Source organism: Clostridium omnivorum (assembly GCF_026012015.1).
Lineage (GTDB): Bacteria > Bacillota > Clostridia > Clostridiales > Clostridiaceae > Clostridium_AX > Clostridium_AX omnivorum.
This window is the reverse complement of the sequence record NZ_BRXR01000001.1, coordinates 2657193-2681873: the sequence shown is the minus strand read 5'-3', so window position 1 is coordinate 2681873 and position 24681 is coordinate 2657193. Positions and strand designations below refer to the sequence as shown.

Below are 24681 nucleotides of genomic sequence, written 5' to 3'. Positions count from 1 at the left end.
CAGGGGCAATTTATCTATAACCTATATGTTAATGAGAAAAGTCTAAACCTTCTCCTACTTTCTCATAACCAGAAACTTCTAAAAAGCTATTGATAGCTGGAATTATAACATTAAGGCATTGAGTAAATAAAACAATAATTTCACCCTTTTCCGCCCTTTCTAGGGCATAAACAATCGCTTCTTCTTCCTTAAAAATTATTTTTACATTCTTTTTGCTAAAGCCTGCTTCAAGCACTCCTTTTTCAATTAATGAAGCACTCTCTCCCTGCTTTCTTCCTCTTAAGTCCTCCTGCTCCCTAATAATTATGTAATCACTGTACCTAGCTGCTATACTTCCCAGCTCTTCTATATATTTATCCATCCTATCTCCAGGTGCAGCGATAATGGAAGTAATCTTCGTTGGATTTAGCGAGCAAGCAATAGTAAGTACTTGATTAAAAGCTTCAGAATTATGTCCATAGTCTAATATTACATTAAAGTTGTTAATTTGAAGTATATTTTGCCTTCCTGGATTTATTATTAAATCGCATTGGAGCTTTTTTAAAGAATCAAAAATAGAACTTATATCTCCATAAACTGCTTCTATAGCAGCCACTGATGCCATTATATCAAGGATATTGGAAAGTGATATACCATTATATGTGAAAGGAATTTCCTTTACATCTATACTAAAAACCTTTCTACCATTCTTATACCAAACAATATTTCCACTTTCAAGATATAATACTTCTCCATTATTTTCTAAATGCCTTTTTATATATTCATCCTTTTCTATGGAAAACAAGCATACATTTTTTCTGCCATTTACTTTTTCCACAAGTTCCTTTTGAGACTTTACAATAAGTTTACCATCACTTTCTACTTCATCAAGAACAACACTCTTTATATCAAGCAAATCTTTAATATTCTTAATTCCATCCATGCCAATATGGTCTTCGGAAAGAGAAGTTATTATTGCCGCCATAGCCTTTTCATAGCCAAGTCCATTTTTATAAAGGCCACCTCTTGCAGTTTCAAGTACAGCTATTTCTGCACTACTATTTCTAAGTACTTCCTTAGCACTCAAGAACCCAGTAGTATCTCCATTTTTAATTTTTTTATCTCCTATATATACTCCACCTGTTGAGGTTAAGCCTACATTATAGCCTAACAATTTCAACATATGATAGGTTAATCTTGAGGTTGTGGTCTTTCCATTGGTTCCAGTTATCGATATAATTGGAATTCCTCCAACCCCTCGCTCCTCCATAGTCGCAACAAAATACTCTACCACTTGGTTTTGAATATCCTTAATTTCTTCTGCATTATCAAATACACTTCCAGCATCAACTATTTTTAATTCCTCATCATCCACTAAGTCTACATACATAAATTCAATTTCAAGTGTTTCGTATACTTCCCTACAAAAATCCTTCAATCTCTCTATTACATCAACTACCTCTAAAACTTCAAGCTTTTTATTAGTAAGCTCAACTTTTTTATAAACACCATCATTATTTTTATATATTATTCCTATCTCACCATGAAAGCAGATTATTCTGTAGTTTATAACTCCACTATAAACAAATACTCTGGTATACATTTTCATCATATTATCAAGTACTCTATTAAGCTCTTCTTTATCTCCTATGGATATTTTTAAATCCATATTTTTTTCAATGCTTCTTATATTAACAGGAAACTTCATATTTTCTGTTTCTTTAATATGTGCTCCACTGTATATAACCTTTCCATCTACCTTTGGTATATGAGAATATCTTAATAAATTCCATAGGGTAGATCTATTCCTTGTAATTTCAACCTGAGCCATGTTTTCATAGCTCTGATAACTGCTGCTAATCACTACAGAATTTTTCCCATATCCTAATTGATATATCCCTTCTCCTAGCTCAATTAGAGAATTTCCCTTTAGTGTCCAAGTATCAACTATACTCTGCACAAATCCCTCCTTAACTAAGCCAGCTGCCTTCTCCACCAGTCTTTCTTCATTATTCCAATAGTTTATTATGTTGTTTAATATAAATTTTGATAATTCCTCTCTAGAATAGCTAATCCATAGGTTATATTGCTTTTCATTTTTATCCATGCTTACTAGCTGTTCCTTAAAGCCAAGTGCAAAGCATATTCTAAAATAGGCCTTGAGATACTTTATAATTTCTCTAGCTTGAGCTCCTTCTAAAGTAACCTTCATACATTTCTTTCTTCTTTTTATATTATTCCCTTCATAAACCCGAATAGAAGAAACCTCCAACACTATCACCACCTAAAGCCATTATTTTAGCAGGCTGTTATAACAAATATTTCTATACTTGCCATGTGTAATTAATTGTTCCATTTCATTAATAAATTTATACATGGTTTAAATATAAAATCACTATTTTATTGTATAAATTCCTGGCATAAGGAGCCTTCAGCTATTATTGGTATAAAACGAAAAGAAGCCTAGTATCTAGAGCTTCTTTTCGTTTTATTTTACAGGAACCTTATATAGTTTACCATTATTAAGATAAGCTATTGAATTTTCACAGATGGCAACCAACTTTCCTTCATATGTAGATTTCTTATTTGTCTTCAAATCTATTAGTTCATGATTTTCAGAGCTATCTAAGTACACTTGGCCATTTAGTGTAACACGTAGTTGCTCCCTTTCAGTACTTTTATCTAATTTTACTTTGCTCCACTTCTCTATTGGCTCATCTACGTTTCCATATAATATTTCGCTTATTTTTTCTTCTTGTTTCACTCCTAAATAAATCAAGTTATCATAATCTACCCCTAAAAACAAAAGATTATCTAGAGGCTTTTTTGCATTGTTATATCCTTCAATAATTAATCTATTGAGCTTTTTATCCTCATATATTAGCCTGTCATCTGTAGTAGTAACTCCGATTTTGCCTACCTGAGTATTTTTAAGTTTAACTTTTTCAAGTTGAGTCATTACATTAATTCTATATATACTATATTTCTTATCAGGATTTTCAATTTTAATATAGGCCAAGCTGCTTAGTGTTGACATTGCTATTTCTTTAACTTCACTAAGCTTGCTTTGAAGTTCTATTTCCGTTTTATTCTCATGATTATCAACCCATTCATACTTTTCTTTTTTATCTACATCATAAGAATACATTTTAATAAGTGGTCTTCCTCCATTGGAAGTCACCTTTTCAGCTATATACAGCCGATTTCTATCTGGAAGCCAGGTATAATAGGAAATCAAATTATTTTTATCCTTTTCTATATTTATTAAATCTCCAGAGTTAAAATCCAATAACTTTAAACTTCCATCTTCTTCATAAGATACATACTTTCCATCATAGGACACCTTTATATCCTTTGCTTTATCACTAATGCTTATATTTTGCAGCTTTGGCTTTTCTTCTATCTTATCATTTACCTTCACAATTTCTACCACATTGCTCTGTGATAAGTAGGATTTATCTACATACATGAACGCACATAATTCAATGGATATTGGTATCACTGTCCAAATTATGAGTTTTTTTATCACCTTCATTCTCTCCCTCATTCCTTAACATACATTACTGTTGCAACAGTTCTTTCGCCTTCCTTATCTGACGGTCTATTTACTATTTTCCCATTGTAGTACATGGTAGATGATGAACCACCATCTAGATTTGCAGCATTCCAAGCACCCATTTTGAGAAGTAAATCTTGAACTTCTCTTAATGAGGCACCTTGTTTAAACCCCTGTCTCCCATCTACTACCAACATCAGTACAGTTCCATCTTTTTTCTGCGCTATTGCTGTTCTAGGCTGTATTCCTTGACCACCATCATCCTGAATAAGCCCTTTTCCATTCATAATTAAAGTTCTATTAAAAGATACAGCCTCTCTTACATCAAGCTTCTTTAGCTCATTAACGCTATGACTTCCTACAATTAATGCCCCTTCTTTAGTAAAGGCAGCAACTTCTGTCTTTTCATCATAATCTATACTGCTAAAAACTACCTCACCATTACTAATAACAATACCTTCTGGCACCGCACCAGTACCTATAAATTCTTTACCAGAAGATGATACGTCAGTAAACCCTCCTCCATTTATAGCAGCTATGCCTCCATTTTGCTTTGCTATTTCTGAGGTTCTCTGTCCTCTCTTATTCTTGTATTTCGTGATTCCAACTCTTAGTCTTTCTTTATCTTTAATTTCAAGAATATAACCATCAAATCTTTTTCCATGAACCTCATACTTTTCTATAGTATTATCTTTTTTACGCTTTAAATCTATATCCTGTATATTTTCACTCTCATTTAGCGCTATGGTATCCTTTGATTTTAAAATCTCATCTATGTCTTTCTTTGACATAAAGGTGGTGGCAATCCTTTGATGTCTCATTGTAAACATAGCTGTACCCACTATAGTTCTTTTTATATTATTAAAAGGTCCATAGAAGGTCAGTATTGGTACTGTGATTACAATTATGACAATTTCATATATTAGAAATATACAAATTCTTTTTATTTTTTTAGTTTTAACTTTTTCATTCTCTTCCATAAAAACTCTCCTATTTTATATTTATAAATAACTATTTTATATTTTAAAAATCACTAATCTTCATCAACCACAATACCTGATTTGTACTAAACTTATGCATTCCTCCTTTTCATTTCATTTTATTTTATTTTAAATATTATACTGTTTTGTAAAACTTTACATCAAATTATACTTCAAACTTTTAGGCAATCGGTTACAAAATGGTAACTATTTTAATATTGCAAATAATTTTACGGTTTGTTTAAAAATGTGAGAATTTTAATGCACTTATTCTATACAGATATGGGGTTTAGATTATATAATATAAATATACAATATTGAAAACATTTTAATTAATATCAAATAATAATTTTTATCAGATAGGAGTTTTAATTATGATAAGTATTAGAAACACATGCAAAGACCCTCATTTTAATCTAGCCTTAGAGGAATATGCCGTAAAATATCTGGATCCTAAAGAAGATTACATAATTTTATGGCAAAATGAACCTTCTGTTATTATTGGAAGAAATCAAAATACTATAGAAGAAATAAATGCAAAATATATAAAAGACTTTGATATTAACGTGGTTAGAAGACTTTCCGGTGGTGGAGCTGTATATCATGACTTGGGAAATCTAAATTTTACTTTTGTAGTAAATAACGAGAAAGATTCTGTAAGCAACTTTAAAAAATTTACAGAGCCTGTAATTTCAGCTCTAGAAAAGTTCGGAATAAAAGCAGAGTTTTCAGGAAGGAATGACATAACTATAGACGGTAAAAAATTCTCTGGAAATGCACAGTATTATCACAAAAACAGACTGCTGCACCATGGTACTATACTTTTTAATTCTGATCTTTCTGTGGTAGCTAATGCTCTTAACGTTAAAATGGATAAAATAGCTTCTAAGGGAATAAAATCTGTTAGAAGTAGAGTAACCAATGTGTATCCTTATTTAGAAAATAAGATAACTATTGAAGAATTTAAAGCTACTCTATTAAAATTTTTAACCGGGGATGAAAATTATAGTGAAAAAGAACTTATATTGAAGCAGGAGGACTTAGATATCATTCAAAACCTTATGGATGAGAGATATCTAAAATGGGAATGGAATTATGGAGCATCTCCTGAATTTGATATACAGAAGTCTATGAGATTTGATGGTGGCAAATTAGAACTTAACTTGGATGTTAAAGATGGGGTCATTAAAGGTATAAAAATCTTTGGAGACTTTTTCGGCAATAGGGATGTCTGTGAGCTAGAGGCAATTCTCAGAGACATAAATTACAAAGAAGAGGATATACGTGAGGCTCTAGATTTTACCGAGTTTTCTCAGTTTTTCTCAGCAATAACTAAGGATAATTTTATAGAGTGTATGTTTTACTAATTTTTATTGCATAAAAAATCAACCCTAAGTTCTATACTTAGGGTTGATTTTTTACTTTATTTACTTTCTAAATATATGAATTGGCTTATCAATAGCGCCATGAGCAGCCTCCATTACTACCTCTGAGAGGGTTGGATGAGGATGCACTGCTTTTGCTAAATCATAGACAGTGCCTTCAAGCTCCATAGTGGTTACAGCTTCTGCAATCATATCAGTAGCATGGGATGCTATAATATGAACACCTAATACTTCACCATATTTTTCGTCAGCAACTATCTTTACAAAGCCGTCGGTATCTCCTTCTGCCATAGCTTTTCCGTTGGCAGTCATAGGAAATAAGCTTGTTTTTACCTTATGGCCTCTCTTTATAGCTTCCTCTTCAGTAAGTCCAACTACGCCTACCTCTGGGAAGGTATAGATGCATGAAGGAACCTTATCATAATTTATTTTTTCATTCTTGCCCATGATGTTTTCCACGGCAATAATTCCTTCCGCTGATGCTACATGAGCAAGCATATACTTTCCATTTACATCGCCTATTGCGTACACACCAGGAATATTGGTTCTTAGTCCTTCATCAGTTACTATAGCACCTTTTTGAATATCTAAGTTTAACTTCTCAATTCCTTTAAGATTTGGAGTTCTGCCCATACTTATTAGTATTTTATCTGCACTAAAGGTTTTAGCTTCTCCATTAACCTTGCAAATTATATTATTGTTTTCGTATCTTTCAATATCCACCCCATATACAAGGTTTATGCCTTTGTTTTTTAAAATCTTCTCCAAGGTTTCTCTTACATCCTTATCTAAAGTACGCAGGATTTGAGATCTCTGAAGAATAGTTACATTGCTCCCAAGTGCATTATATAGTGCTGCAAATTCTACTCCAACTACTCCTCCACCTATTACGATAAAATCCTTAGGAACTTTATCAAGGGATAGTGCTTCAGTGCTTGTTATAGCATATCCATTCTCAAAAGCTTCTGTTAAACCAGGAGTTTTTGGTATAGCTGCAGATGAACCAGTTGCCACTATTAAATTTTTTGTTTTGATGGTTTCATCATTAACTTTAATGGTGTTTTTATCTACAACCTCTCCAAAACCATCATATACATCTACACCATTTTGCTTTAGAAGTATCTTTACGCCACCTGTAAGTCTGCTTACTATACCATCTTTTCTCTTTTGCATATTGGGCCAATTAATTTTCACTGAGGATTTATCAAGAATATCTATACCAAACTTTTCGCTATTCATTAAATCTTCATATACCTTTGCACTTCTTAGCAGAGTTTTTGTTGGTATACAGCCTATATTAAGACACACCCCGCCAACCTTTTCTTTTTCTATCAATGCAGTTTTGGCACCAAGCTGGGCAGCTTTTATAGCTGCCACATAACCGCCTGGACCACCACCTAAAACAACAATATCATATTCTTTCATAGCCTTATCCTCCTTAACTCATTAGGAGAAGCATTGGGTCCTTAAGATATGCCTTAAGCTTATTTAGAAATCTACCTGCGTCTCCTCCGTCAATTATCCTATGATCTATACATAAGGATATAGGCATCATGTGTCTTATTACTATTTCATCATTATCATCTATAACTGGCTTTTTAGTAATCTTACCAACACCAAGTATAGCTGATTCTGGATATCTTATAACTGGTACCCCAAAGGAGGCTCCTATAGCTCCATAATTTGTAATTGTGAAGGTTCCATCCTGAAGCTTATCCAGTGGTATACTTCTTTCCCTTGAACCTACAATCAATTCACCAAGTTCTTCTGCTATATTAAGAACTCCCCTCTTATCTGCATCCTTTACCACAGGAACCATGAGACCTTCTGGTGTATCAACAGCTACGCCAATATTGTAGTACTTCTTTAATATTGCTTCTTCATTATCTTCATCGAAGCTGGCATTGAACATTGGGAATTCTTTAAGAACAAGTATTATGGCTTTTATTATAAATGGCATGTAAGTTAATTGAACTCCCTGAGTATTAGCCATAGCTTTTACTTCACTTCTGAACTTCACAAGTTCAGTTACATCAAAATCATCCATTACAGCTGCATGAGGAATTACACTCTTTGAAAGCACCATATTCTTAGCAATAGTCTTCCTAATAGTAGTTAAAGGCACTCTTTCCACTTCTCCTGTTATCTTAAGCTTAGGAACCTCTACAGCTTTCCTTACCTCTGGCCTAATAATCTCCTCTTTAATAGTTTTTATATCTGCAGCTTCTGCCTCGCTCTTTCTGCCATCAGCTTCATCCTGCTTATTTGCATTATAAATATCATCTTTCATAACTCTGCCAGCTGGACCTGTACCTTTGATAATCCTAATATCCAGCCCTAAGTCTTTTGCCAGTTTTCTAGCGACTGGAGTAGCTAAAACTTTAGATTGCTCTCCTGAAGCTTCTTGTTTATTTTCATTGCTGCTTTCAATTACTTCGGAGGATACTTCAATTGCACCTACAACACCAGCATTTTCCTCTTTACCTTCATTAAGTTTTTCTGTACTTGCAGTTTTTTCTTCCTCTGGTGTTTCAGCTCCATCATTAATTTTAACTATAACATGACCAACATATATAATGTCGCCTTCCTTAGCCATAAGCTCAACTATTGTACCTGATGCTGGTGATGGAATCTCAGCGTTAACTTTATCAGTTTCAACTAAAAATAGTGTATCTCCTTCCTTTACCTTATCTCCAGTATTCACCATCCACTTTAGTAGTTTTCCTTCTGCTATTCCTTCTCCTATATCCGGAAATTTAAATTCTATCATAGTCTTCTTCCTCCTCTCTAGAACCTAACAACATTGCGTATGCCATATGCAATTCTCTTGGCATCTAATAAATAATGGTGCTCTCCCTTTGGAAGAGGTACTGTTATATCAAAACCAGTAAGTCTAGTTGGAGGTGCTTCTAGATATAAAAAGGCTCCTTCGTTAACTATTGCCATAAGTTCTGCTCCTGGTCCAAAGGATTTTGCAGCCTCATGTACCACTACAAAACGTCCAGTTTTCTTCACCGAAGTTAAAATAGTATCTTTATCTATAGGTGAGATAGTCCTTAAATCTATTAGCTCGACACTTATACCTTCTGCCTCTAGTTCCTTTATTGCTTTTTCTGTTTCTCTAACATAGGCTCCCCAAGCTACTACTGTAACATCCTTCCCTGGCTTTACTATTTTAGCTTTACCTATAGGAATTGTATATTCTTCTTCAGGAACCTCTTGTTTAAAGGCTCTATAGATTTTACTTGGCTCTAAAAATATTACTGGGTCCTCATCTCTTATAGCCGAAATCATAAGTCCTTTTGCATCATAAGGAGTAGATGGAACTACTACCTTAAGTCCTGGGATATGAGCAAACAGAGTCTCAATATTTTCCGAATGATGTTCTAAGGCCCTTATTCCTCCACCATGTGGCATTCTTATAACCATAGGCACGGAATATTTTCCCCTAGTTCTATTTCTCATTCTAGCAGCGTGGGATACAATCTGATCATAGCCTGGAAATACAAAGCCAGAAAACTGAATTTCTGCTACTGGTTTTAAACCATTTATAGCCATACCTATGCCGGTACCTATTATAGCCGCCTCAGCTAATGGTGTATCAAAACATCTATCTTTTCCATATTTATTTTGAAGATCCACTGTAGCTCTAAATACGCCACCCTCAAGTCCAACGTCTTCTCCAAATACAACAACACTTTTATCCCTAGCCATTTCCTGGTCTAGTGCTTGATTTATTGCTCCTATAACAGTCATAAGTGCCATATTATTTCACCTCTCTCTCGATATATGCCTTATATTCTTCATATTGTTCTTCTAAATTTTTTGGCATATCTTTATAATGGTATTTAAATATATCTTCTAACTTGGTCTCTCCACTTTCTTCAACCTTTTTAAAGACTTCAAGTGCATAATTTTCATATTCTTCTATTTGTGCTGCATCCTGTTCTTCACTCCATAGTCCACTTTCTATTAAATACTTTTTTAATCTCTTAATAGGGTCTTTTTCTTTCCATTCTTCAACTTCACTAGCTTCACGATATCTTGTTGGATCATCTGAAGTAGTATGAGCACCTAATCTATAAGTCAGTGCCTCAATTAGTGTTGGTCCTTCTCCACGCCTTGCTCTATCTACTGCTTCTTTAGTTGCTGCATACATTGCAAGCAGGTCATTTCCATCTACTTGAACTCCTGGCATTCCATAAGCTACAGCTTTTTGGGCTATGGTTCTTGACTTAGTTTGAATAGCTCTTGAAACTGATATGGCGTATTGGTTGTTTTGAACTATAAAAACCACTGGTGAATTGAAAACTCCAGCAAAATTAAGGGCTTCATGGAAATCTCCCTCAGAGGTTCCACCATCACCAACATAGGCAATTGTAACCTCATCTTCTCCTTTAATTTTCGAAGCCATTGCTATACCAACAGCATGATTAAACTGTGTAGCTATTGGAACCGATATGGGCATCATTTTTACTTTATCATCAAACTTACTTCCAAACTCGTTTCCATACCAATATAGATATACTTGCTCCAAAGTCACTCCCTTAGTAAGCCATGCTCCTAAATCTCTAAATGCTGGTACAAGCCAATCTCTCTCTTCTAAAGCGGCTGCTGATCCAACTTGTGCTGCTTCTTGACCTGTATTTGGTGCATAGGTAAGCATCCTTCCTTGTCTTTGAAGTTGCAGTGCTTTATTATCGGCACACCTTGTAAGCAGCATAGTCTTATAAAACTCTACAAGTTTTTCACCTGAAATTTCTGGCAAATAATTTTTATTAATGACATTTCCATTCATGTCTAAAATACTAAACATCTTTTCTTCTAGTGGGTTATAGTTTTCAGCTATCATGATTACCCTCCTTATATTTCTTATTTTTCGCTTATTAAAATTTAACTCGCTTATTTATATGTGTATTTTCAAAATAATTATCTATTACAATTTTAATATACCATATTTTAGAATATTAATCAATAATAATTATTAATTAATATAAGTTATTTTCAAACTGATAAACATCTACCTCATACATTTTTTTCTCAGTAATATGCAAAATAAAAGTATTATAATTAAAGGAAAGGTTGAATTTAATATGAAGACTGTTTTAAAGATTTATAATAGAGATTTTAAAAATATAATTTCAAATTGGGTAGCTCTGGTAGTTACTATTGCTCTTGTTATACTGCCTTCATTGTACGCTTGGTTCAATATAAAATCAGCATGGGACCCCTATGGCAATACAAAAGGAATTTTGGTAGCTGTAGTGAATAGAGATAAAGGAGGTTCCTATAGAGACAAAACCATAAATGTAGGTAATGAATTAGTGGAAAAATTAAAGAGCAACACTAGTATGGGATGGAAATTTGTTGATGAAAAAGAAGCTGAGCATGGCGTAAAATACGGCAAATATTATGCCAGTATTACTATACCTGAAAACTTTTCTGACAGCATTTTATCAATAACTAAGGATAATCCACACAAGGCAGATATTATTTATTCTGTTAATGAAAAGATAAATGCAGTGGCTCCTAAAATAACTCAAAAGGGTGTTACCAGTATACAGCAGCAAGTTACAACCACCTTTATAGAAACTGTTAACGGACTTATTTTTGATATTTTTAATAGACTAGGTATTGAACTTGAAAAAGGAAAGCCTCAGCTAAAAACACTAATGGAAATGATTTTTGAGGTAGATAGACGAATACCTGAAATAAATAAGGCAGTAAATGATGTGTACGATGGCGCAATAGTGCTTCAAGGTCTATTAAACAGAATTCAAAACGACCTCCCCTTAATAGACGATACTATTAAAAAAACTACTGATATTGTTACAAAAGGACAGAGCTTTTTAACTAAATCACAGGATACCTTAAGAAATTTAAGTCCTTTTATAAAGCAGGAATTAATTGTACTTAGAAGTATTTCTAGCACAACAGAAACTTTAATAAACCAAGCTTTAAATCTTATAGAATCGGATCCTGTAAAAGCAAGAGAAGCTTTTGTAAAAGCAAAGGATACAAATACTCAGGCCATAAATAAAATTGATAATCTTCTTGAATTAATAAATTCTCTTGGAAATAATTCTAGCAATAAAACTATAGTCAGCTTAACAAACTCATTAAAAGCGCATAAAATCAAACTTCAGAGTATATCCACTGATATTGATTCTGTTATTAAGGCCATAGATAACAAGGATCAAGATGCTGCTAGCCTACTAAATAAACTAAAGCAGGATAGTACAGCAATTGGAAGTTTCTTAGACAATATTATAAATAATTATGACTCAACCATTGCTCCTGAAGTAGATAATATACTTTCTAATTCAATTACTGCAGCTAGTAACACTCTTAAGCTGCTACAAGATGCTAATAACAATTTGCCTGCAGCTTCAGATTTGATTCAAAAGGCCAATAAGGGTACTAATACTGGAATAGCTGATATTATTGAGCTTAAAAAAAATCTACCGTCCATAGAAAGCTCTATCCATTCTACTGCTGAAAAACTTAGAGCTTTAGATAATGATGCTAGCCTAAATGAAGTAATTAGATTACTAAAATTAGATGCTCGTAAGGAAGCTGATTTTATAGCAAATCCAGTAAATGTAGTTCAAAACAGACTTTTCCCTATACCAAACTATGGCTCAGGTATGGCACCTTTTTTTACAACCCTGTCCCTTTGGGTAGGTGCACTTATACTGGTGTCTATTTTATCTGTAGATGTTCATAAGCCCCTTGAAGGTGTCTCTATGACCTTACAAGAAGCTTATCTAGGCCGCTATCTAACATTTTTGACTATTGCACTATTGCAAGCCTTAGCAGTTACCTTGGGAGATATATACCTGCTTAAGGTCTATGTATCTAATATTCTGGTATTTATAGTCTATGCCATGTATATAAGCCTTATCTTCAGTATGATAGTATATACCTTAGTATCAGTATTCGGAAATGTAGGCAAAGCACTATCTATGATACTGCTGGTACTTCAGATATCTGCTTCTGGAGGCACTTTTCCTATTGAAGTAACTCCAGCATTCTTTCAGCATTTAAACCCATTTCTTCCTTTTACTTATGCAATAGCAGGCATGAGAGAAGCTGTTGGAGGTGTCTTGTGGGATGTGCTTATTACAAACGGACTAATCTTGGAAATTTACTTTGTAGTTTTCATCGTTATAGGACTCGCCTGGAAATCACTATTTAGAGGTCTTATTGTTCGATTTGTAGCAAAATTTAAGGACAGCGGACTTATGGAAGAAGAATAAAAAAAAGGGGCAAACATGCCCCTTATAATAGTTCAATTCCTGTACTTTCACATAACTCTGCCATTTCCTTCGGCCAAATGGATGCTTGCACTTCTCCTACATGCGCTTTTCTTAGGAAGTACATGCATATTCTTGATTGCCCAATACCTCCTCCAACAGTGTATGGAAGTTTTCCATCTAAAAGCATTTTATGAAAAGGAAGGTCCTTTCTGTGCTCACAATCTGCTGCCTTCAGTTGTTTTAAGAGAGCCTTCTCATCCACCCTTATTCCCATTGACGAGAGTTCAACGGCTCTATCTAAAACAGGATACCAAAATAATATATCACCATTTAGTTCCCAATCATCATAATCAGGAGATCTTCCATCGTGCTTTTCTCCGGATTCTAATGTTCCTCCTATTTTCATTATAAATACAGCACCCCATTCTTTACATATAGCATCCTCTCTTTGTCTTGGGGTAAGCTCTGGGAATTTATCCTCTAATTCCTGTGAAGTTATAAAATGTATTTCCTCAGGAAGGCACTTTTCAATTTCAGGGTATTCTCCATGTATATACCATTCCGTATCTTTAAACACCCTATAAATTGCTTTAACTACTTCCTTCAATTTAGCTTCAGTTCTGTCTTTCTTATCTAATACCATTTCCCAATCCCACTGATCTACATAGATAGAATGCAGATTATCCATATCTTCATCTCTTCTTATAGCATTCATATCTGTATATAGCCCCTCACCGGATGAAAAACCATACCTATATAGAGCCATTCTCTTCCACTTAGCTAAAGAATGAACAACCTCTACACTGCTGCCTACCATAGCCTTTACATCAAAAGCTACAGGTCTTTCAACCCCATTTAGGTTATCGTTAATACCTGTTTCTTTTTCCACAAATAGAGGAGCAGAGACCCTAGTGAGTCTTAATGCTTCCGATAATCTTCTTTCAAAAAAGTCTTTTGTCTTCTTTATTGCTATTTCAGTTTCTCTAAGTGCTAATATAGATTTATATCCCTTTGGTATTATTAATTCCTTTGCCATAATCTTCACTCCTTCAAATTTTTAGTATAGAAATTTTACCTATACACTGACTTACTTTTCTTTAAAAAGCTAATTATTTTTAGTAATAGTTCATTTAAGCTATCTTTAATTAAAATAATTTCTTAGAATGTCTAAAGTCACTGCAATTCTGGCCAGTTTTGCAGTAAATTGCCATGGCAAAACAAAAAACCCTTCATCCTAATAACTAGGACGAAAGGTTATATTACTTCCGCGGTACCACCTAAATTAGCTTACAAAAGCTCCCTCAATCAGTACGGAACAAATGATAATTCGATACTGTCCACGCTGTAACGGTGTGGCTCCGTCCAAGTCTACTATCTTTTAGATTTCGATTGGAAGCTCAGAGATGTTCTTCATTATAGTTTTAATATCGGACTCTCACCAAAGCGCCGACTCTCTTTGATTAAACTTCTATAACTACTCTTCTCGTCAAAGCTTTTTAGAACTATTGATATTATTATATACATCAAAAATGCATTAGTCAATATATTTTCTTTCATTTTTTTAATAATTTAAAATAATTATTTGCTTTTTTCTTTATATTATGCAAGAAAACCTATACACTATTTCCATATTTCCTCTTCTTACATAACCTGGTTTTAATTTTTTATTATTTAGCGTTTAAAAGAATACTTCCAGCTACTGGCATACCTTTTCAACAATGGCTTCCATCTGTTCAAACTTATCTTCCATATCAGCTACAATTTTAAATTGATTTCTTGCTCTATCAAGATTATGTTTTTCTCTGTGAATTTTAAAATATACATCTCCATTTAAGTAATCTGTAAGGAATCTCATTCCACATTCAAAAGTCAAGAGCTTAGCACTAAATGGTAAGTACTTAATTTCCATGTCTGTAAGTGACTGTCCTGCAGTTTCCATAAAGCCTTTAGTAAAGTTCTCAAATAATTCAAGACTTAACCATGCCTTGGAAAGGTCAATTTCATCTTCTTCTGCTGTAACTGCTCCAGAACGAATAGAATCACCAAAGTCATATAAAGATAATCCAGGCATTACAGTGTCTAAATCTATAACACATATCCCTTCTCCAGTGGCATCGTCTATCATAACATTATTGAACTTTGTATCATTATGAGTAACACGAAGTGGTAATTTATTTTCCTTTAATAGGTTTACAAGTACCTTGGTATCATCTGCTCGATTAGTTACAAATTTTATTTCATCTTGGACCTCTTTTGCCCTACCTTTCACATCTTCTTTTACTGCTTTTAAAAAGGCTTCATATCTTTTTTCAGTATTGTGAAAATCAGGTATAGTTTCATGTAATCTTTCTGCTGGAAAATCGGAAAGGTATTGCTGGAACTTACCTAAAGCTCTTCCTGCATTATAAAAATGCTTTGGGTTTTCTACTAGCATATAGGTTTGAGCGTCCTCAATAAATACGTAACTTCTAAAGTATTCTCCGCTTTCACTTTTATAAAAGCTTTTTCCATCCTTAGCTTTTATAATAACCAAGGTCTCTCTCTCAGGATTTCTTCCTGCTGTAATCAATTTATTTTTAATATGAGAAGTTACGTTTTCTATATTTTCCATAAGCTTCTCTGGAGATTTAAATATATTTGTATTTATTTTTTGAAGTATGTATCTATGAATTGTGCCATCTTCTTTTTCAAAGTATACAGCGTAGGTACTATTTATATGTCCGAAGCCATAAGCCTCTGCTTTTACGAATTTACCAGTAAACTGAAAATTATTTACTATCTCATTAATATTAAATTTACTTTCCATTATTTATTCCCCCATAATTTTTCTGGATATATTCCTGACCTTATAAGCTTATTAATTGCTTCATGAACCATAGGCTTATCTTCTTTATAGGTAACCCCATACCATTGCTCCTTTGACTTTAACACCTTTACTTTTGCTTTTCCCTCTTTAATAAGGCTATCAACAACACTTGGTATGAAATATTCAGCCTTTAATATATTAGCTTCATTTTCCTCTAAAAACTTCATAAAGCCTGCTTCTAATTCCTTAAATATGCTTGGAGTAAAGCCCCAGGTATTCATAGATACTGTACTTTCCTTTGGTATGTTTATCCAATTTTCTCCATCCTCAGTATACTTTGCCTCTTCCCCAAACTTTTTAATCTTAGTTCTTTCATTTATATCAACTAAATAATTATAAGGATCTACATTACATACACCTCTAGCTACAGTTCCATGTTCTGTAAGAGTATTTTCAAGTTGAAAGCCAATCATAGCATAATTGTAAAAGTCTTCGCTATCCTTAACTTCTGAAAGATACTTACCAATTTCCTCAAAAGAAGTTGAGCCGTAAAAATCATCTGCATTGATTACAGCAAAAGGTGTATCAACTATATCTTTACAGCATAAAACTGCATGAGCTGTGCCCCAAGGTTTAACCCTTCCTTCATGTACACTATAATTTAAAGGTATATAAGCCGACACTTCCTGATAAACATATGCTGTATCAATAATACTGCTAATTCTATCACCTATAGTTTGTTTAAAGGCTTCTTCTATTTCCTTTTTTATAATAAATACTACTTTACCAAAGTTAGCCTTCAATGCATCATAGATTGAATAATCCATTATAATCTCACCATTTGGTCCCACTGGTTCTATTTGCTTTAAGCCTCCATATCTACTTCCCATTCCAGCTGCCATTATTACTAAAGTTGGTTTTATCATACTAGTTCTCCTTTCATTTATATCTCATATCCATTTGGATTGTTTGATTGCCAATTCCATGAATCTCTGCACATATCCTCTAGAGTTCTTCTAGCTGAAAAGCCTAGCTCTTCTAGTGCTTTAGAAGTATCAGCATAGCAAGCTGCCACATCTCCAGGTCTTTTGGGTGCTATTTTATAAGGTATTTCCTTACCACAAGCTTTTGAATATGCTTCTACTACTTCAAGCACTGTATACCCATTGCCTGTCCCAAGATTATAAGCCTGTATCCCAGGATTTGCGTTTAACTTTTCTAGGGCTTTAAGGTGCCCATCTGCTAAATCCTCTACATGGATATAATCTCTTACTCCAGTGCCATCTTTTGTTGGATAGTCATCTCCAAAAACTTTCAAGCATTCAAGCTTACCACAAGCTACCTGTGCTATATATGGAACTAAATTATTAGGTATACCCTTAGGATCTTCACCTATAAGCCCACTTTTATGAGCACCGATTGGATTAAAATATCGAAGTAATGCTATATTCCAGCTATTATCAGATATATATAAATCTCTAAGTATTTCCTCAATCATAAGCTTTGTTCTTCCATATGGATTCGTTGCGCTTAGTGGAAAATCCTCAGTTATAGGAACTGTACTAGGATTTCCATAAACTGTTGCTGAGGAACTGAATACAAGCTTCTTAACATTAAATTCATTCATAACTTCACATAAATTTAGTGTACTAATAAGGTTGTTTTCGTAATATCTAAGTGGTATTGATACTGATTCCCCTACTGCCTTTAATCCAGCAAAATGTATAACAGAATCAATTTGATTTTCATGAAATATTTTCCTTAAGTCGGTCTTGTTAAGTAAATCAACCTTATAGAATTTAAAATCTTTACCTGTTATTTTTCTAACTCTGTGCAAGGCTTCCTCATTACTATTAATAAGGTTATCTACAATTACAATGTCATTGCCTTTTTCAATTAATTGGACTGAAGTATGGCTGCCAATATAGCCAGCTCCTCCTGTAACCAAAACTGCCATTTCACTCTCTCCTTTAACTTAACTTTTTATTTTAACTACCTTTATTGTATATTTTTCAATCAGTAATTTATTTATCAAAAAAGACTAGAATTTTACACTTTTAGTCTTTAAATAACCAATTTATTAAGCTATGATATATATAAGAATTTTTATTACTTAAGGTGACTATTATGAGCTATGTTAAGACTTTATTAAAAGAGGAATTCAATATAAAAGAAATTGTCACAGTACACTATTTTGAATTTGCCAAAAATTACATTTATGAAGGTGAGTCTCATAACTTTTGGGAGTTTGTTTATGTGGATAAAGGTGAAGTGGAAATAATGGCTGACACCAATGGTTATAAGCTTAATCAAGGAGAAATTATCTTTCATAAGCCTAATGAATTTCATAATTTATGGGCTAATGGAAAAGTTGCTCCTAACCTAATTGTAATATCCTTTTATTGCAATTCTCCTTCAATGGCATTTTTTGAAAATAAAATATTAAGTGCAGATGACGCTAATAGAAAATTATTATCTAACATTGTAAAAGAAGCAAGAAATGCATTTTCTTCTGATTTAAGTGAATCTGAATTAAAAAAACTTGAATTCCGGGATAATGTAATTTTCGGATGTGAGCAACTAATAAAAATATATTTAGAAGAATTTTTAATAAATCTTGTTAGAAGGGATAAAAGCATTACTAAAGAGGTTAGATTATCCTCTTCAGTAAAGGAAAGATCTGATAATAATATGACCACCAAGATTATTGGCTTTCTGCAAGACAATATAAATAATAACTTGACCTTTGAAGATGTATGTAAATTTTCAAACATGAGCAAAACAAATCTTAAAACTGTTTTTAAAGAAAAAACCGGAACTGGAGTAATAGAATATTTTAAAAGCTTGAAAATTGAGGAAGCAAAAAGGCTTATCCGTGAAGAAGAAATGAATTTTACTCAAATAGCAGATATATTAGGTTATTCATCAATCCATTATTTTTCAAGACATTTTAAAAAGGCCACTGGGATGACCTTATCTGACTTTGCTTATTCTGTTAAGTCGCTTTGATAAAGCTGAATTTGCCATGTTGAAGTTATATATAGACATATAAAAAGACGGATAGCTATTTTAAATAACTATCCGTCTCTATTTACACTTATGCTGTTTCTCTATTATCTACATCAATGGCTACTGCTCCTAATACTTCTAGGCTTTCCTTAATATCAATTATTCTCTGATTACTTGACCCTCTAAACTTTAGGTTTGAATCCATTTTATTTATATCAAACTTGCCGTCTACTAGTACATCTACATATTGTAATAGCTCATCCCAGCCTTTTCTATTAAATCTATTTTCTAATATATATTCAAAGGTATAACCCGTATAAGACCATACGTTTAATCCAAGTTCTTTTACTCTTTTTGCAATATAGGCAAATTTATCTGCCTGTTCCCAAGGCTCTCCTCCACTAAAGGTAACTCCCTTAAGCATAGGATTGCAGCTTATATCTTTTATTATGTCTTCCATGTCTATAAGAGCTCCTGCTTCGTAGGAGTGAGTATGAGGACTAAAGCACCCATCACAGTGATGAGGACATCCTTGAGCAAACAGCACTCTCCTCATTCCTGGTCCATTCACAAGACTTTCAGGTAAAATAGCAGCTAGTCTTATGTATTTATCTAAATTCATATTTATCACCTTTCTGTAATAGGAAAGCATACAAGTATTACCTTATATGCTTCTATGAAAAAGTATTAGCAGTTTACATCATTATATACATTACTATGCTCTTCTGTATGCGATTTTCTGTCAGCTCTCTCTGAATACTTTCCTGGGCCGAATCTTTCATCAAGACTTAGGTACCCAGTTACTCTTGATATACCTTGAATGTTATAACTTCCACATTTACACTTTTGCTCGCCGCCCCTTAGATATGTGCCGCAATCTTTACAATATCTTATATGGAAGTTAATTCCTATATAGCTTATATTAGTATGCTTGTAAGCATAGCTAAGTATATCCATGATAACATCCTCATTAGGATAGTCGTCAAGCTCAATATAGCTTATATGTCCTGCATTACAAAGCTTGTGATATGGAGCCTCAATATCAATCTTATCTTTAATTGATATTGGGAATCCAACTGGAACATGAAAACTATTTGTATAATATTCTTTGTCAGTTACTCCCTTTATATCTCCGAATATATTTCTATCTTGAACTACAAATCTCCCACTTAATCCTTCAGCTGGGGTTGCATATGTACTCCAATTCAATTTAGTTTCCCTTGTAAGCTTATCAGTAAAGTCTCTCATATGTGAAACTATTTTAAACCCAAGTTCTCTAGCTTCTGCATCTTCACCATGATGTTTTCCAAGTAAAGCTATAAGTGTCTCTGCAAGACCAATAAATCCAATTCCCCAAGTTCCTTGTTTTAAAATTGGTTCTATTGAATCATCAGGAGTTAAGTCTTCAGCACCCTTCATTAGCTTTTGCCCAGCTACAAAAGGTAGATCCTTTACCTTAAGCTTTTTCAAAATATCATATCTATGAAGCAGCGCTTCTTTTGCAAGCTCTAGTCTTGCATCTAAAAGTGAAAAGAATTTATCTATATCACCTTTAGCTAATATTCCTACTCTAGGAAGATTTATAGTTGTTGGAGCAATATTTCCTCTTCCTTTAGTCCCAGGTTCTCCGTTTATATTTGACATTACATAAGTTCTGCATCCCATAGTTGCAGGCATATAGCCTTTATCATAATACGCTTTATTAAAATCAGCATCTATATTCATGAAGGTTGGATTCATTCTCTTACTTGCAACTTTGCAAGCTAATCTATATAAATAATGATATGGATCCTTAGGCTCCCTGTTTACCCCTTCCTTTACCCTAAATATAATATTAGGGAATATTGGCTGTTCTCCAATTCCTAACCCCTTTTCATATTCTAGTAGGAATACTTCGCACACTAAAGCGGCATCAGGACAATTTGGAATTCCAATATTTATAGATGAAAATGGTACTTGAGAACCTGCACGAGAATGCATGGTATTTAAGTTATATACAATACCCTGCATAGCCTGTTGTATGTTTTTTCTTAACTTCTTTTCAACATACTCCTCTATTTTGCTCTCTTCTATTCCAAGCTCACGAAGTTCTTTTCTTATTTCCTGTCTTGTAGGTTCAACAAATATTGCCATGTCATTATCAAAATCCGGATGTGACTGTCCACCAAACATATCATTTTGTGTGGATTGAAGCAGTATGCAGGAAAGCTCCGCAGCTGATTCTATTCTTCTAGCCCTTCTTATGTATCCATAACCAGTATTAAAACCTTTTTCAAGTACCTCTCTTGTAGGTATATGTAAACAGTTTGTTGATAGATTGTAACTGTCTAAGTCATGGTAATATATGTCTCCGATCTCATGTGCCTTTGCTAAATGCTTTGGCATCATGGCTAGGTTATGCCACTTATTTGATTCACTAGCTATTCTAAGTAATTTTGAACTAAAATTATTTCCTACATTAGCATTGTCTCTATCAGTTTCTACTCCAATTCTCTCTATAGCCTTCATCAAATCTGATTTTGTTTCTCTAATTTTAGTTCTCTCTTTTCTATAATTTGAAAAAGTAAACCCGATTAATTCATATCCATTTTCAAGTAAAGTATGTTCAACAATGTCTTGAATTTCTTCAACAGAAATTCTCTTTTTTCCGCCATCCTCCAGCTTCTTAATTGCCTTCTGTGTTAATTCAAAAGCTTCGCTTTCTTTTATTGTAAAAGCAATTTCATCTGCTGCACCCTTTATTGCATTTGTTATTTTGACAGGATCAAATTCCACTCTTCTCCCGTCCCTCTTCACAACATGTAGCATTTATAACCCCTCCGTGCACCATATATTGTACTCATCAATTATACCCTCCGAAAATTTTTCTAGCAATTTTTAAATTAAGCTTAAATCCATATTATACTTCTCTAGTTTTAAATCCCTCCTATTTATTATGTTTTTTATAGCATTTGTACTGTTGCGATTTATTAATGAGCTTATCTATTCAGGCAATAATCGAAATTTGGGTAATAAAAATACAAAAAATGTAATATAAATAAAGAGATTTACAAAATTATAAGGAGATGTATGGCTTGAAAACCAAGATTAAAATATTAATAACCCTTTGCCTAAGCTGCTCACTGCTGGTTGCTTGCAAAGTGGACAAGACTATTGATACTATTGGGAAAAATGCTTCTAATACAAACTCAGAGCAGTCACTTCCAGCATCTAATACAAAACAAGAAGAAAACAAAAATATTGCTCCTTTTACTGGTGAAGAAGTTTCCAAGGAAATAAAAAATCAAGCGGCCTTTATGGCAATTGTAGAAAACTCAAAAGATGCTAGACCACAATCAGGTTTAAATGAAGCCGATATAGTATATGAGACTATGGCAGAAGGTGGAATACCTAGATTTATCGCTGTTTTTCAAAAGAACTCGCCTAAGATAATTGGGCCTATAAGAAGTGCTAGGGCATACTTTGTAGATATATCAAAAGAATATAATCTTCCTTTTGCTCACTGTGGTTATAGTGAAGAGGCAAGAAATATGATTGAAAAAGAAAATTTGATGACCCTTAATGAATTTTCCTATGGCAAAAACTACTGGAGGGATAACTCTAGAAAGGCCCCTCACAACCTTTATACCTCTGCAGATAAGCTGAGAGAGTTAATTACCTCTAAAAGCTATGTTAAGCCTTCTAACGTGAAATTAAGCTTTAATAAGGACTACTGGAACAACTCTAGCTTTCTACCGGCTGCTAATGTATTGTTAAGCCTAAATAAATTCTATACTACTTCATACACTTTTAAGGATGGAAAATACTATAAGACTATGGACGGAACAGCTTCTACTAATAGGGAGGATAAAAAGCCTATAGCAGTAACTAATATAGTAATTCAAAATACAAATATTAAACTTCAAAGCGATATGCAGCATTTGACAATAACCTTAGTTGGACAAGGAGATGGATATGTTATAAGTAATGGAAAAGCAATAAAAATGAAATGGTCCAAAAAAGACATAAACTCTCAAACTATTCTTAAAGATGAAAATGGAAAAGATATCTCCTTAAATCCAGGAAACACCTGGTGGCATATAATTGATAACAGTAATAAAGTAGAAATTAAATAATACTAGACCACTAGTAAGAAAAGCTTCAACTCTAAACAATTTAGAATTGAAGCCTTTTTACTTTAAAACCTTAATTAAAACTATAAATTTCTCTAAGTATATCATATTCATTAATAAGTCCCTCATAAATAATTTCTTTATTACTAATAGAAAATAATTCATTTGGCCTTATAAGTTCTGGCATTTTGCTAGAATCATATATATCACATTTCATCAAAAGCTCTGATACAAACTGAGAACAAAAATAATAGTATTTTCTCTTTACAGGCTTATTTACAAGCACCCCAAATAGTCCTAAGAAATTATACCTATACTTTTGCTTTTCTTTTATAAATTCCTCAATCTCTTTTAATAAAAATTTATATTGTTCTTCTGTAACTCTTACCTTGTAAATAAGGCATTCACTGCTGCTGTATTTCTTATAGACACCACCAAATAAATTTTCTTCAACAAAGCCCCCAGAGAAAGGATTATCAGGGTTTGTCCTACCAAAAGAATACATTGCTTTAAAACTTAAATCAAAGCTAATGGAAGCATGTACATATTTGCTATCACTAAAAACCTTTATAGCCCTTGAAAGCCACGTTCCTGTCTTTGAAAAAACTATATATATATACCTATAATCCATATTTCACTATTCAATCTCCCCAAATTATTTAAAGTGTATGTTATTCATTATAATACATAATTCTTAAAAAAAAATAAAGATCTTATAATTTTTTTCTTAAACTATATGTTTTCCATAAATTCAAATTTGGAGATATGCTATGCTCCTTTTAATATAACCCTTTGTTAGAAACAAAATATTAAGCTTATAGGTAAAATATTTAATACTTTGGACAATATATCAATATATGACTTTTTATAAAATAATAATGAAAAAAGGTGGAAAACTCATACAATAATTATTTATAATATATATAAATAACGCCTTATTTTGATTTTATAGTTTTTTAAAGGATGTGATATTATGTTAAAAAAATTTCAATATAATTCTCCAGTAGTATTAACCTATACCTTTTTATGTGCTGCTATTATGGCGTTAGGATCAGCTACTAATAATGCTTCAACAAAGCTCTTATTCACTAACTTTAGAAGTTCTTTTGCAGATCCACTTTTTTACTTTAGACTTTTTAGTTATGCACTAGGGCATGTAAGCTGGGATCACTTCTTTAGTAACTTTACCATTATACTATTAGTAGGTCCTATTTTAGAAGAAAAGTATGGCTCAAGGAGTCTATTAAAAATGATGTTTGGTACTGCCTTATTAACAGGTATTATAAATATCACATTTTTTAGCACCGCTTTAATTGGCGCTAGCGGCATTGCTTTTATGTTTATTGTACTTAGCTCCTTTGGAAATGCAGAATCAGGAAGAATTCCTATAACCTTCATACTTATTGCAGGCTTTTTTATAGGAAAGGAAGTTTTAACAGGCTTCCTAGTGAAGGATAATATATCACATATGGCACATATTATTGGAGGGCTTAGCGGTGGACTATTCGGATATCAATTCGGCCATAGGCGAAAGCGATCGGGAAACTGCTAACTTTTTACAATTGAACGGACTACTAAAACCTAACAGCATATGA

Annotated in this window: 19 protein-coding genes and 1 other annotated feature; of the genes, 5 read left to right on the top strand and 14 right to left on the bottom strand. The window is 33.1% G+C overall.

Annotated elements, in window-relative coordinates; all coding sequences use genetic code 11:
• Positions 1 to 28: 28 nt before the first annotated feature.
• From bsdE14_RS12705 to bsdE14_RS12695, 3 genes are all read right to left on the bottom strand, one after another.
• Entirely contained in the window at positions 29 to 2191 is a 2163-nt protein-coding gene (locus bsdE14_RS12705) for a Mur ligase family protein (protein WP_264850318.1), read from the bottom strand.
• Positions 2192 to 2467: 276 nt separating this feature from the next.
• Positions 2468 to 3514: a hypothetical protein gene (locus tag bsdE14_RS12700; protein WP_264850317.1), complete on the bottom strand. Its 1047-nt coding sequence runs from the start codon at positions 3512 to 3514 to the stop codon at positions 2468 to 2470.
• Between the two features lie 8 nt (positions 3515 to 3522).
• Entirely contained in the window at positions 3523 to 4515 is a 993-nt protein-coding gene (locus bsdE14_RS12695) for a phosphodiester glycosidase family protein (protein ID WP_264850316.1), read from the bottom strand.
• Between the two features lie 374 nt (positions 4516 to 4889).
• Between bsdE14_RS12695 and lplA the strand changes: the two genes are divergently transcribed.
• Positions 4890 to 5882: a lipoate--protein ligase gene (lplA, locus tag bsdE14_RS12690; protein WP_264850315.1), complete on the top strand. Its 993-nt coding sequence runs from the start codon at positions 4890 to 4892 to the stop codon at positions 5880 to 5882.
• A 60-nt stretch (positions 5883 to 5942) separates the two neighbouring features.
• On the opposite strand, the gene lpdA is transcribed toward lplA, so the two are convergent.
• Genes lpdA through pdhA form a run of 4 tightly spaced genes read right to left on the bottom strand, consistent with a single transcriptional unit; the run spans position 5943 to position 10752 of the window.
• A complete protein-coding gene (lpdA, locus tag bsdE14_RS12685) occupies positions 5943 to 7325 on the bottom strand; it encodes a dihydrolipoyl dehydrogenase (protein WP_264850314.1) in 1383 nt (460 codons plus the stop codon).
• Positions 7326 to 7338: 13 nt separating this feature from the next.
• A complete protein-coding gene (locus bsdE14_RS12680; protein WP_264850313.1) occupies positions 7339 to 8670 on the bottom strand; it encodes a dihydrolipoamide acetyltransferase family protein in 1332 nt (443 codons plus the stop codon).
• Positions 8671 to 8687: 17 nt separating this feature from the next.
• Positions 8688 to 9665 (bottom strand): alpha-ketoacid dehydrogenase subunit beta, encoded by a 978-nt coding sequence (locus bsdE14_RS12675; RefSeq protein WP_264850312.1) that lies wholly within the window; start codon positions 9663 to 9665, stop codon positions 8688 to 8690.
• Position 9666: 1 nt separating this feature from the next.
• On the bottom strand, positions 9667 to 10752 hold the full coding sequence (gene pdhA, locus bsdE14_RS12670; RefSeq protein ID WP_264850311.1) for a pyruvate dehydrogenase (acetyl-transferring) E1 component subunit alpha: 1086 nt from the start codon (positions 10750 to 10752) through the stop codon (positions 9667 to 9669).
• A gap of 241 nt (positions 10753 to 10993) precedes the next feature.
• Here pdhA and bsdE14_RS12665 point away from each other — a divergent pair, with 241 nt between their 5' ends.
• Positions 10994 to 13159, top strand: coding sequence for a YhgE/Pip domain-containing protein (locus bsdE14_RS12665; protein WP_264850310.1), 2166 nt, complete (start codon positions 10994 to 10996; stop codon positions 13157 to 13159).
• Between the two features lie 22 nt (positions 13160 to 13181).
• Here bsdE14_RS12665 and asnA read toward each other — a convergent pair whose 3' ends face one another.
• From asnA to galE, 4 genes are all read right to left on the bottom strand, one after another.
• Complete coding sequence (gene asnA / locus bsdE14_RS12660) at positions 13182 to 14195, bottom strand: aspartate--ammonia ligase (protein WP_264850308.1); 1014 nt, start codon at positions 14193 to 14195, stop codon at positions 13182 to 13184.
• A 203-nt stretch (positions 14196 to 14398) separates the two neighbouring features.
• Positions 14399 to 14658 (bottom strand) — a binding site (T-box leader).
• A 197-nt stretch (positions 14659 to 14855) separates the two neighbouring features.
• Positions 14856 to 15965, bottom strand: coding sequence for a phosphotransferase enzyme family protein (locus bsdE14_RS12655; protein ID WP_264850307.1), 1110 nt, complete (start codon positions 15963 to 15965; stop codon positions 14856 to 14858).
• Positions 15965 to 16891, bottom strand: a complete 927-nt coding sequence (locus tag bsdE14_RS12650) for a nucleotidyltransferase family protein (RefSeq protein ID WP_264850306.1) — start codon at positions 16889 to 16891, stop codon at positions 15965 to 15967. The genes bsdE14_RS12655 and bsdE14_RS12650 overlap by 1 nt, the downstream gene beginning before the upstream one ends.
• A gap of 17 nt (positions 16892 to 16908) precedes the next feature.
• The gene (gene galE, locus bsdE14_RS12645; RefSeq protein WP_264850305.1) at positions 16909 to 17922 is read right to left on the bottom strand and encodes a UDP-glucose 4-epimerase GalE; all 1014 of its coding nucleotides are present in this window, start codon (positions 17920 to 17922) and stop codon (positions 16909 to 16911) included.
• Between the two features lie 170 nt (positions 17923 to 18092).
• Between galE and bsdE14_RS12640 the strand changes: the two genes are divergently transcribed.
• Positions 18093 to 18974, top strand: coding sequence for an AraC family transcriptional regulator (locus bsdE14_RS12640; RefSeq protein WP_264850304.1), 882 nt, complete (start codon positions 18093 to 18095; stop codon positions 18972 to 18974).
• 88 nt (positions 18975 to 19062) lie between these two features.
• Here bsdE14_RS12640 and nrdG read toward each other — a convergent pair whose 3' ends face one another.
• Positions 19063 to 19596, bottom strand: a complete 534-nt coding sequence (nrdG, locus tag bsdE14_RS12635) for an anaerobic ribonucleoside-triphosphate reductase activating protein (RefSeq protein ID WP_264850303.1) — start codon at positions 19594 to 19596, stop codon at positions 19063 to 19065.
• A 65-nt stretch (positions 19597 to 19661) separates the two neighbouring features.
• On the bottom strand, positions 19662 to 21782 hold the full coding sequence (gene nrdD, locus bsdE14_RS12630; protein ID WP_264850301.1) for an anaerobic ribonucleoside-triphosphate reductase: 2121 nt from the start codon (positions 21780 to 21782) through the stop codon (positions 19662 to 19664).
• A gap of 266 nt (positions 21783 to 22048) precedes the next feature.
• Between nrdD and bsdE14_RS12625 the strand changes: the two genes are divergently transcribed.
• Positions 22049 to 23089, top strand: coding sequence for a DUF3048 domain-containing protein (locus tag bsdE14_RS12625; protein WP_264850300.1), 1041 nt, complete (start codon positions 22049 to 22051; stop codon positions 23087 to 23089).
• A 70-nt stretch (positions 23090 to 23159) separates the two neighbouring features.
• Here the strand turns inward: bsdE14_RS12625 and bsdE14_RS12620 are convergent, their stop codons facing one another.
• Positions 23160 to 23717 carry a hypothetical protein gene (locus bsdE14_RS12620; RefSeq protein WP_264850299.1) on the bottom strand — a complete coding sequence of 186 codons (558 nt, stop codon included), beginning with the start codon at positions 23715 to 23717 and terminating at the stop codon, positions 23160 to 23162.
• 342 nt (positions 23718 to 24059) lie between these two features.
• Between bsdE14_RS12620 and bsdE14_RS12615 the strand changes: the two genes are divergently transcribed.
• Complete coding sequence (locus bsdE14_RS12615; protein ID WP_264850298.1) at positions 24060 to 24638, top strand: rhomboid family intramembrane serine protease; 579 nt, start codon at positions 24060 to 24062, stop codon at positions 24636 to 24638.
• Positions 24639 to 24681: the final 43 nt, after the last annotated feature.

Coding starts and splice junctions, on each gene's coding strand:
- bsdE14_RS12705 (WP_264850318.1), bottom strand. CDS start 2,191: ATGAAGGTTACTTTAGAAGGAGCTCAAGCTAGAGAAATTATAAAGTAT.
- bsdE14_RS12700 (WP_264850317.1), bottom strand. CDS start 3,514: ATGAAGGTGATAAAAAAACTCATAATTTGGACAGTGATACCAATATCC.
- bsdE14_RS12695 (WP_264850316.1), bottom strand. CDS start 4,515: ATGGAAGAGAATGAAAAAGTTAAAACTAAAAAAATAAAAAGAATTTGT.
- lplA (WP_264850315.1), top strand. CDS start 4,890: ATGATAAGTATTAGAAACACATGCAAAGACCCTCATTTTAATCTAGCC.
- lpdA (WP_264850314.1), bottom strand. CDS start 7,325: ATGAAAGAATATGATATTGTTGTTTTAGGTGGTGGTCCAGGCGGTTAT.
- bsdE14_RS12680 (WP_264850313.1), bottom strand. CDS start 8,670: ATGATAGAATTTAAATTTCCGGATATAGGAGAAGGAATAGCAGAAGGA.
- bsdE14_RS12675 (WP_264850312.1), bottom strand. CDS start 9,665: ATGGCACTTATGACTGTTATAGGAGCAATAAATCAAGCACTAGACCAG.
- pdhA (WP_264850311.1), bottom strand. CDS start 10,752: ATGATAGCTGAAAACTATAACCCACTAGAAGAAAAGATGTTTAGTATT.
- bsdE14_RS12665 (WP_264850310.1), top strand. CDS start 10,994: ATGAAGACTGTTTTAAAGATTTATAATAGAGATTTTAAAAATATAATT.
- asnA (WP_264850308.1), bottom strand. CDS start 14,195: ATGGCAAAGGAATTAATAATACCAAAGGGATATAAATCTATATTAGCA.
- bsdE14_RS12655 (WP_264850307.1), bottom strand. CDS start 15,965: ATGGAAAGTAAATTTAATATTAATGAGATAGTAAATAATTTTCAGTTT.
- bsdE14_RS12650 (WP_264850306.1), bottom strand. CDS start 16,891: ATGATAAAACCAACTTTAGTAATAATGGCAGCTGGAATGGGAAGTAGA.
- galE (WP_264850305.1), bottom strand. CDS start 17,922: ATGGCAGTTTTGGTTACAGGAGGAGCTGGCTATATTGGCAGCCATACT.
- bsdE14_RS12640 (WP_264850304.1), top strand. CDS start 18,093: ATGAGCTATGTTAAGACTTTATTAAAAGAGGAATTCAATATAAAAGAA.
- nrdG (WP_264850303.1), bottom strand. CDS start 19,596: ATGAATTTAGATAAATACATAAGACTAGCTGCTATTTTACCTGAAAGT.
- nrdD (WP_264850301.1), bottom strand. CDS start 21,782: ATGCTACATGTTGTGAAGAGGGACGGGAGAAGAGTGGAATTTGATCCT.
- bsdE14_RS12620 (WP_264850299.1), bottom strand. CDS start 23,717: ATGGATTATAGGTATATATATATAGTTTTTTCAAAGACAGGAACGTGG.
- bsdE14_RS12615 (WP_264850298.1), top strand. CDS start 24,060: ATGTTAAAAAAATTTCAATATAATTCTCCAGTAGTATTAACCTATACC.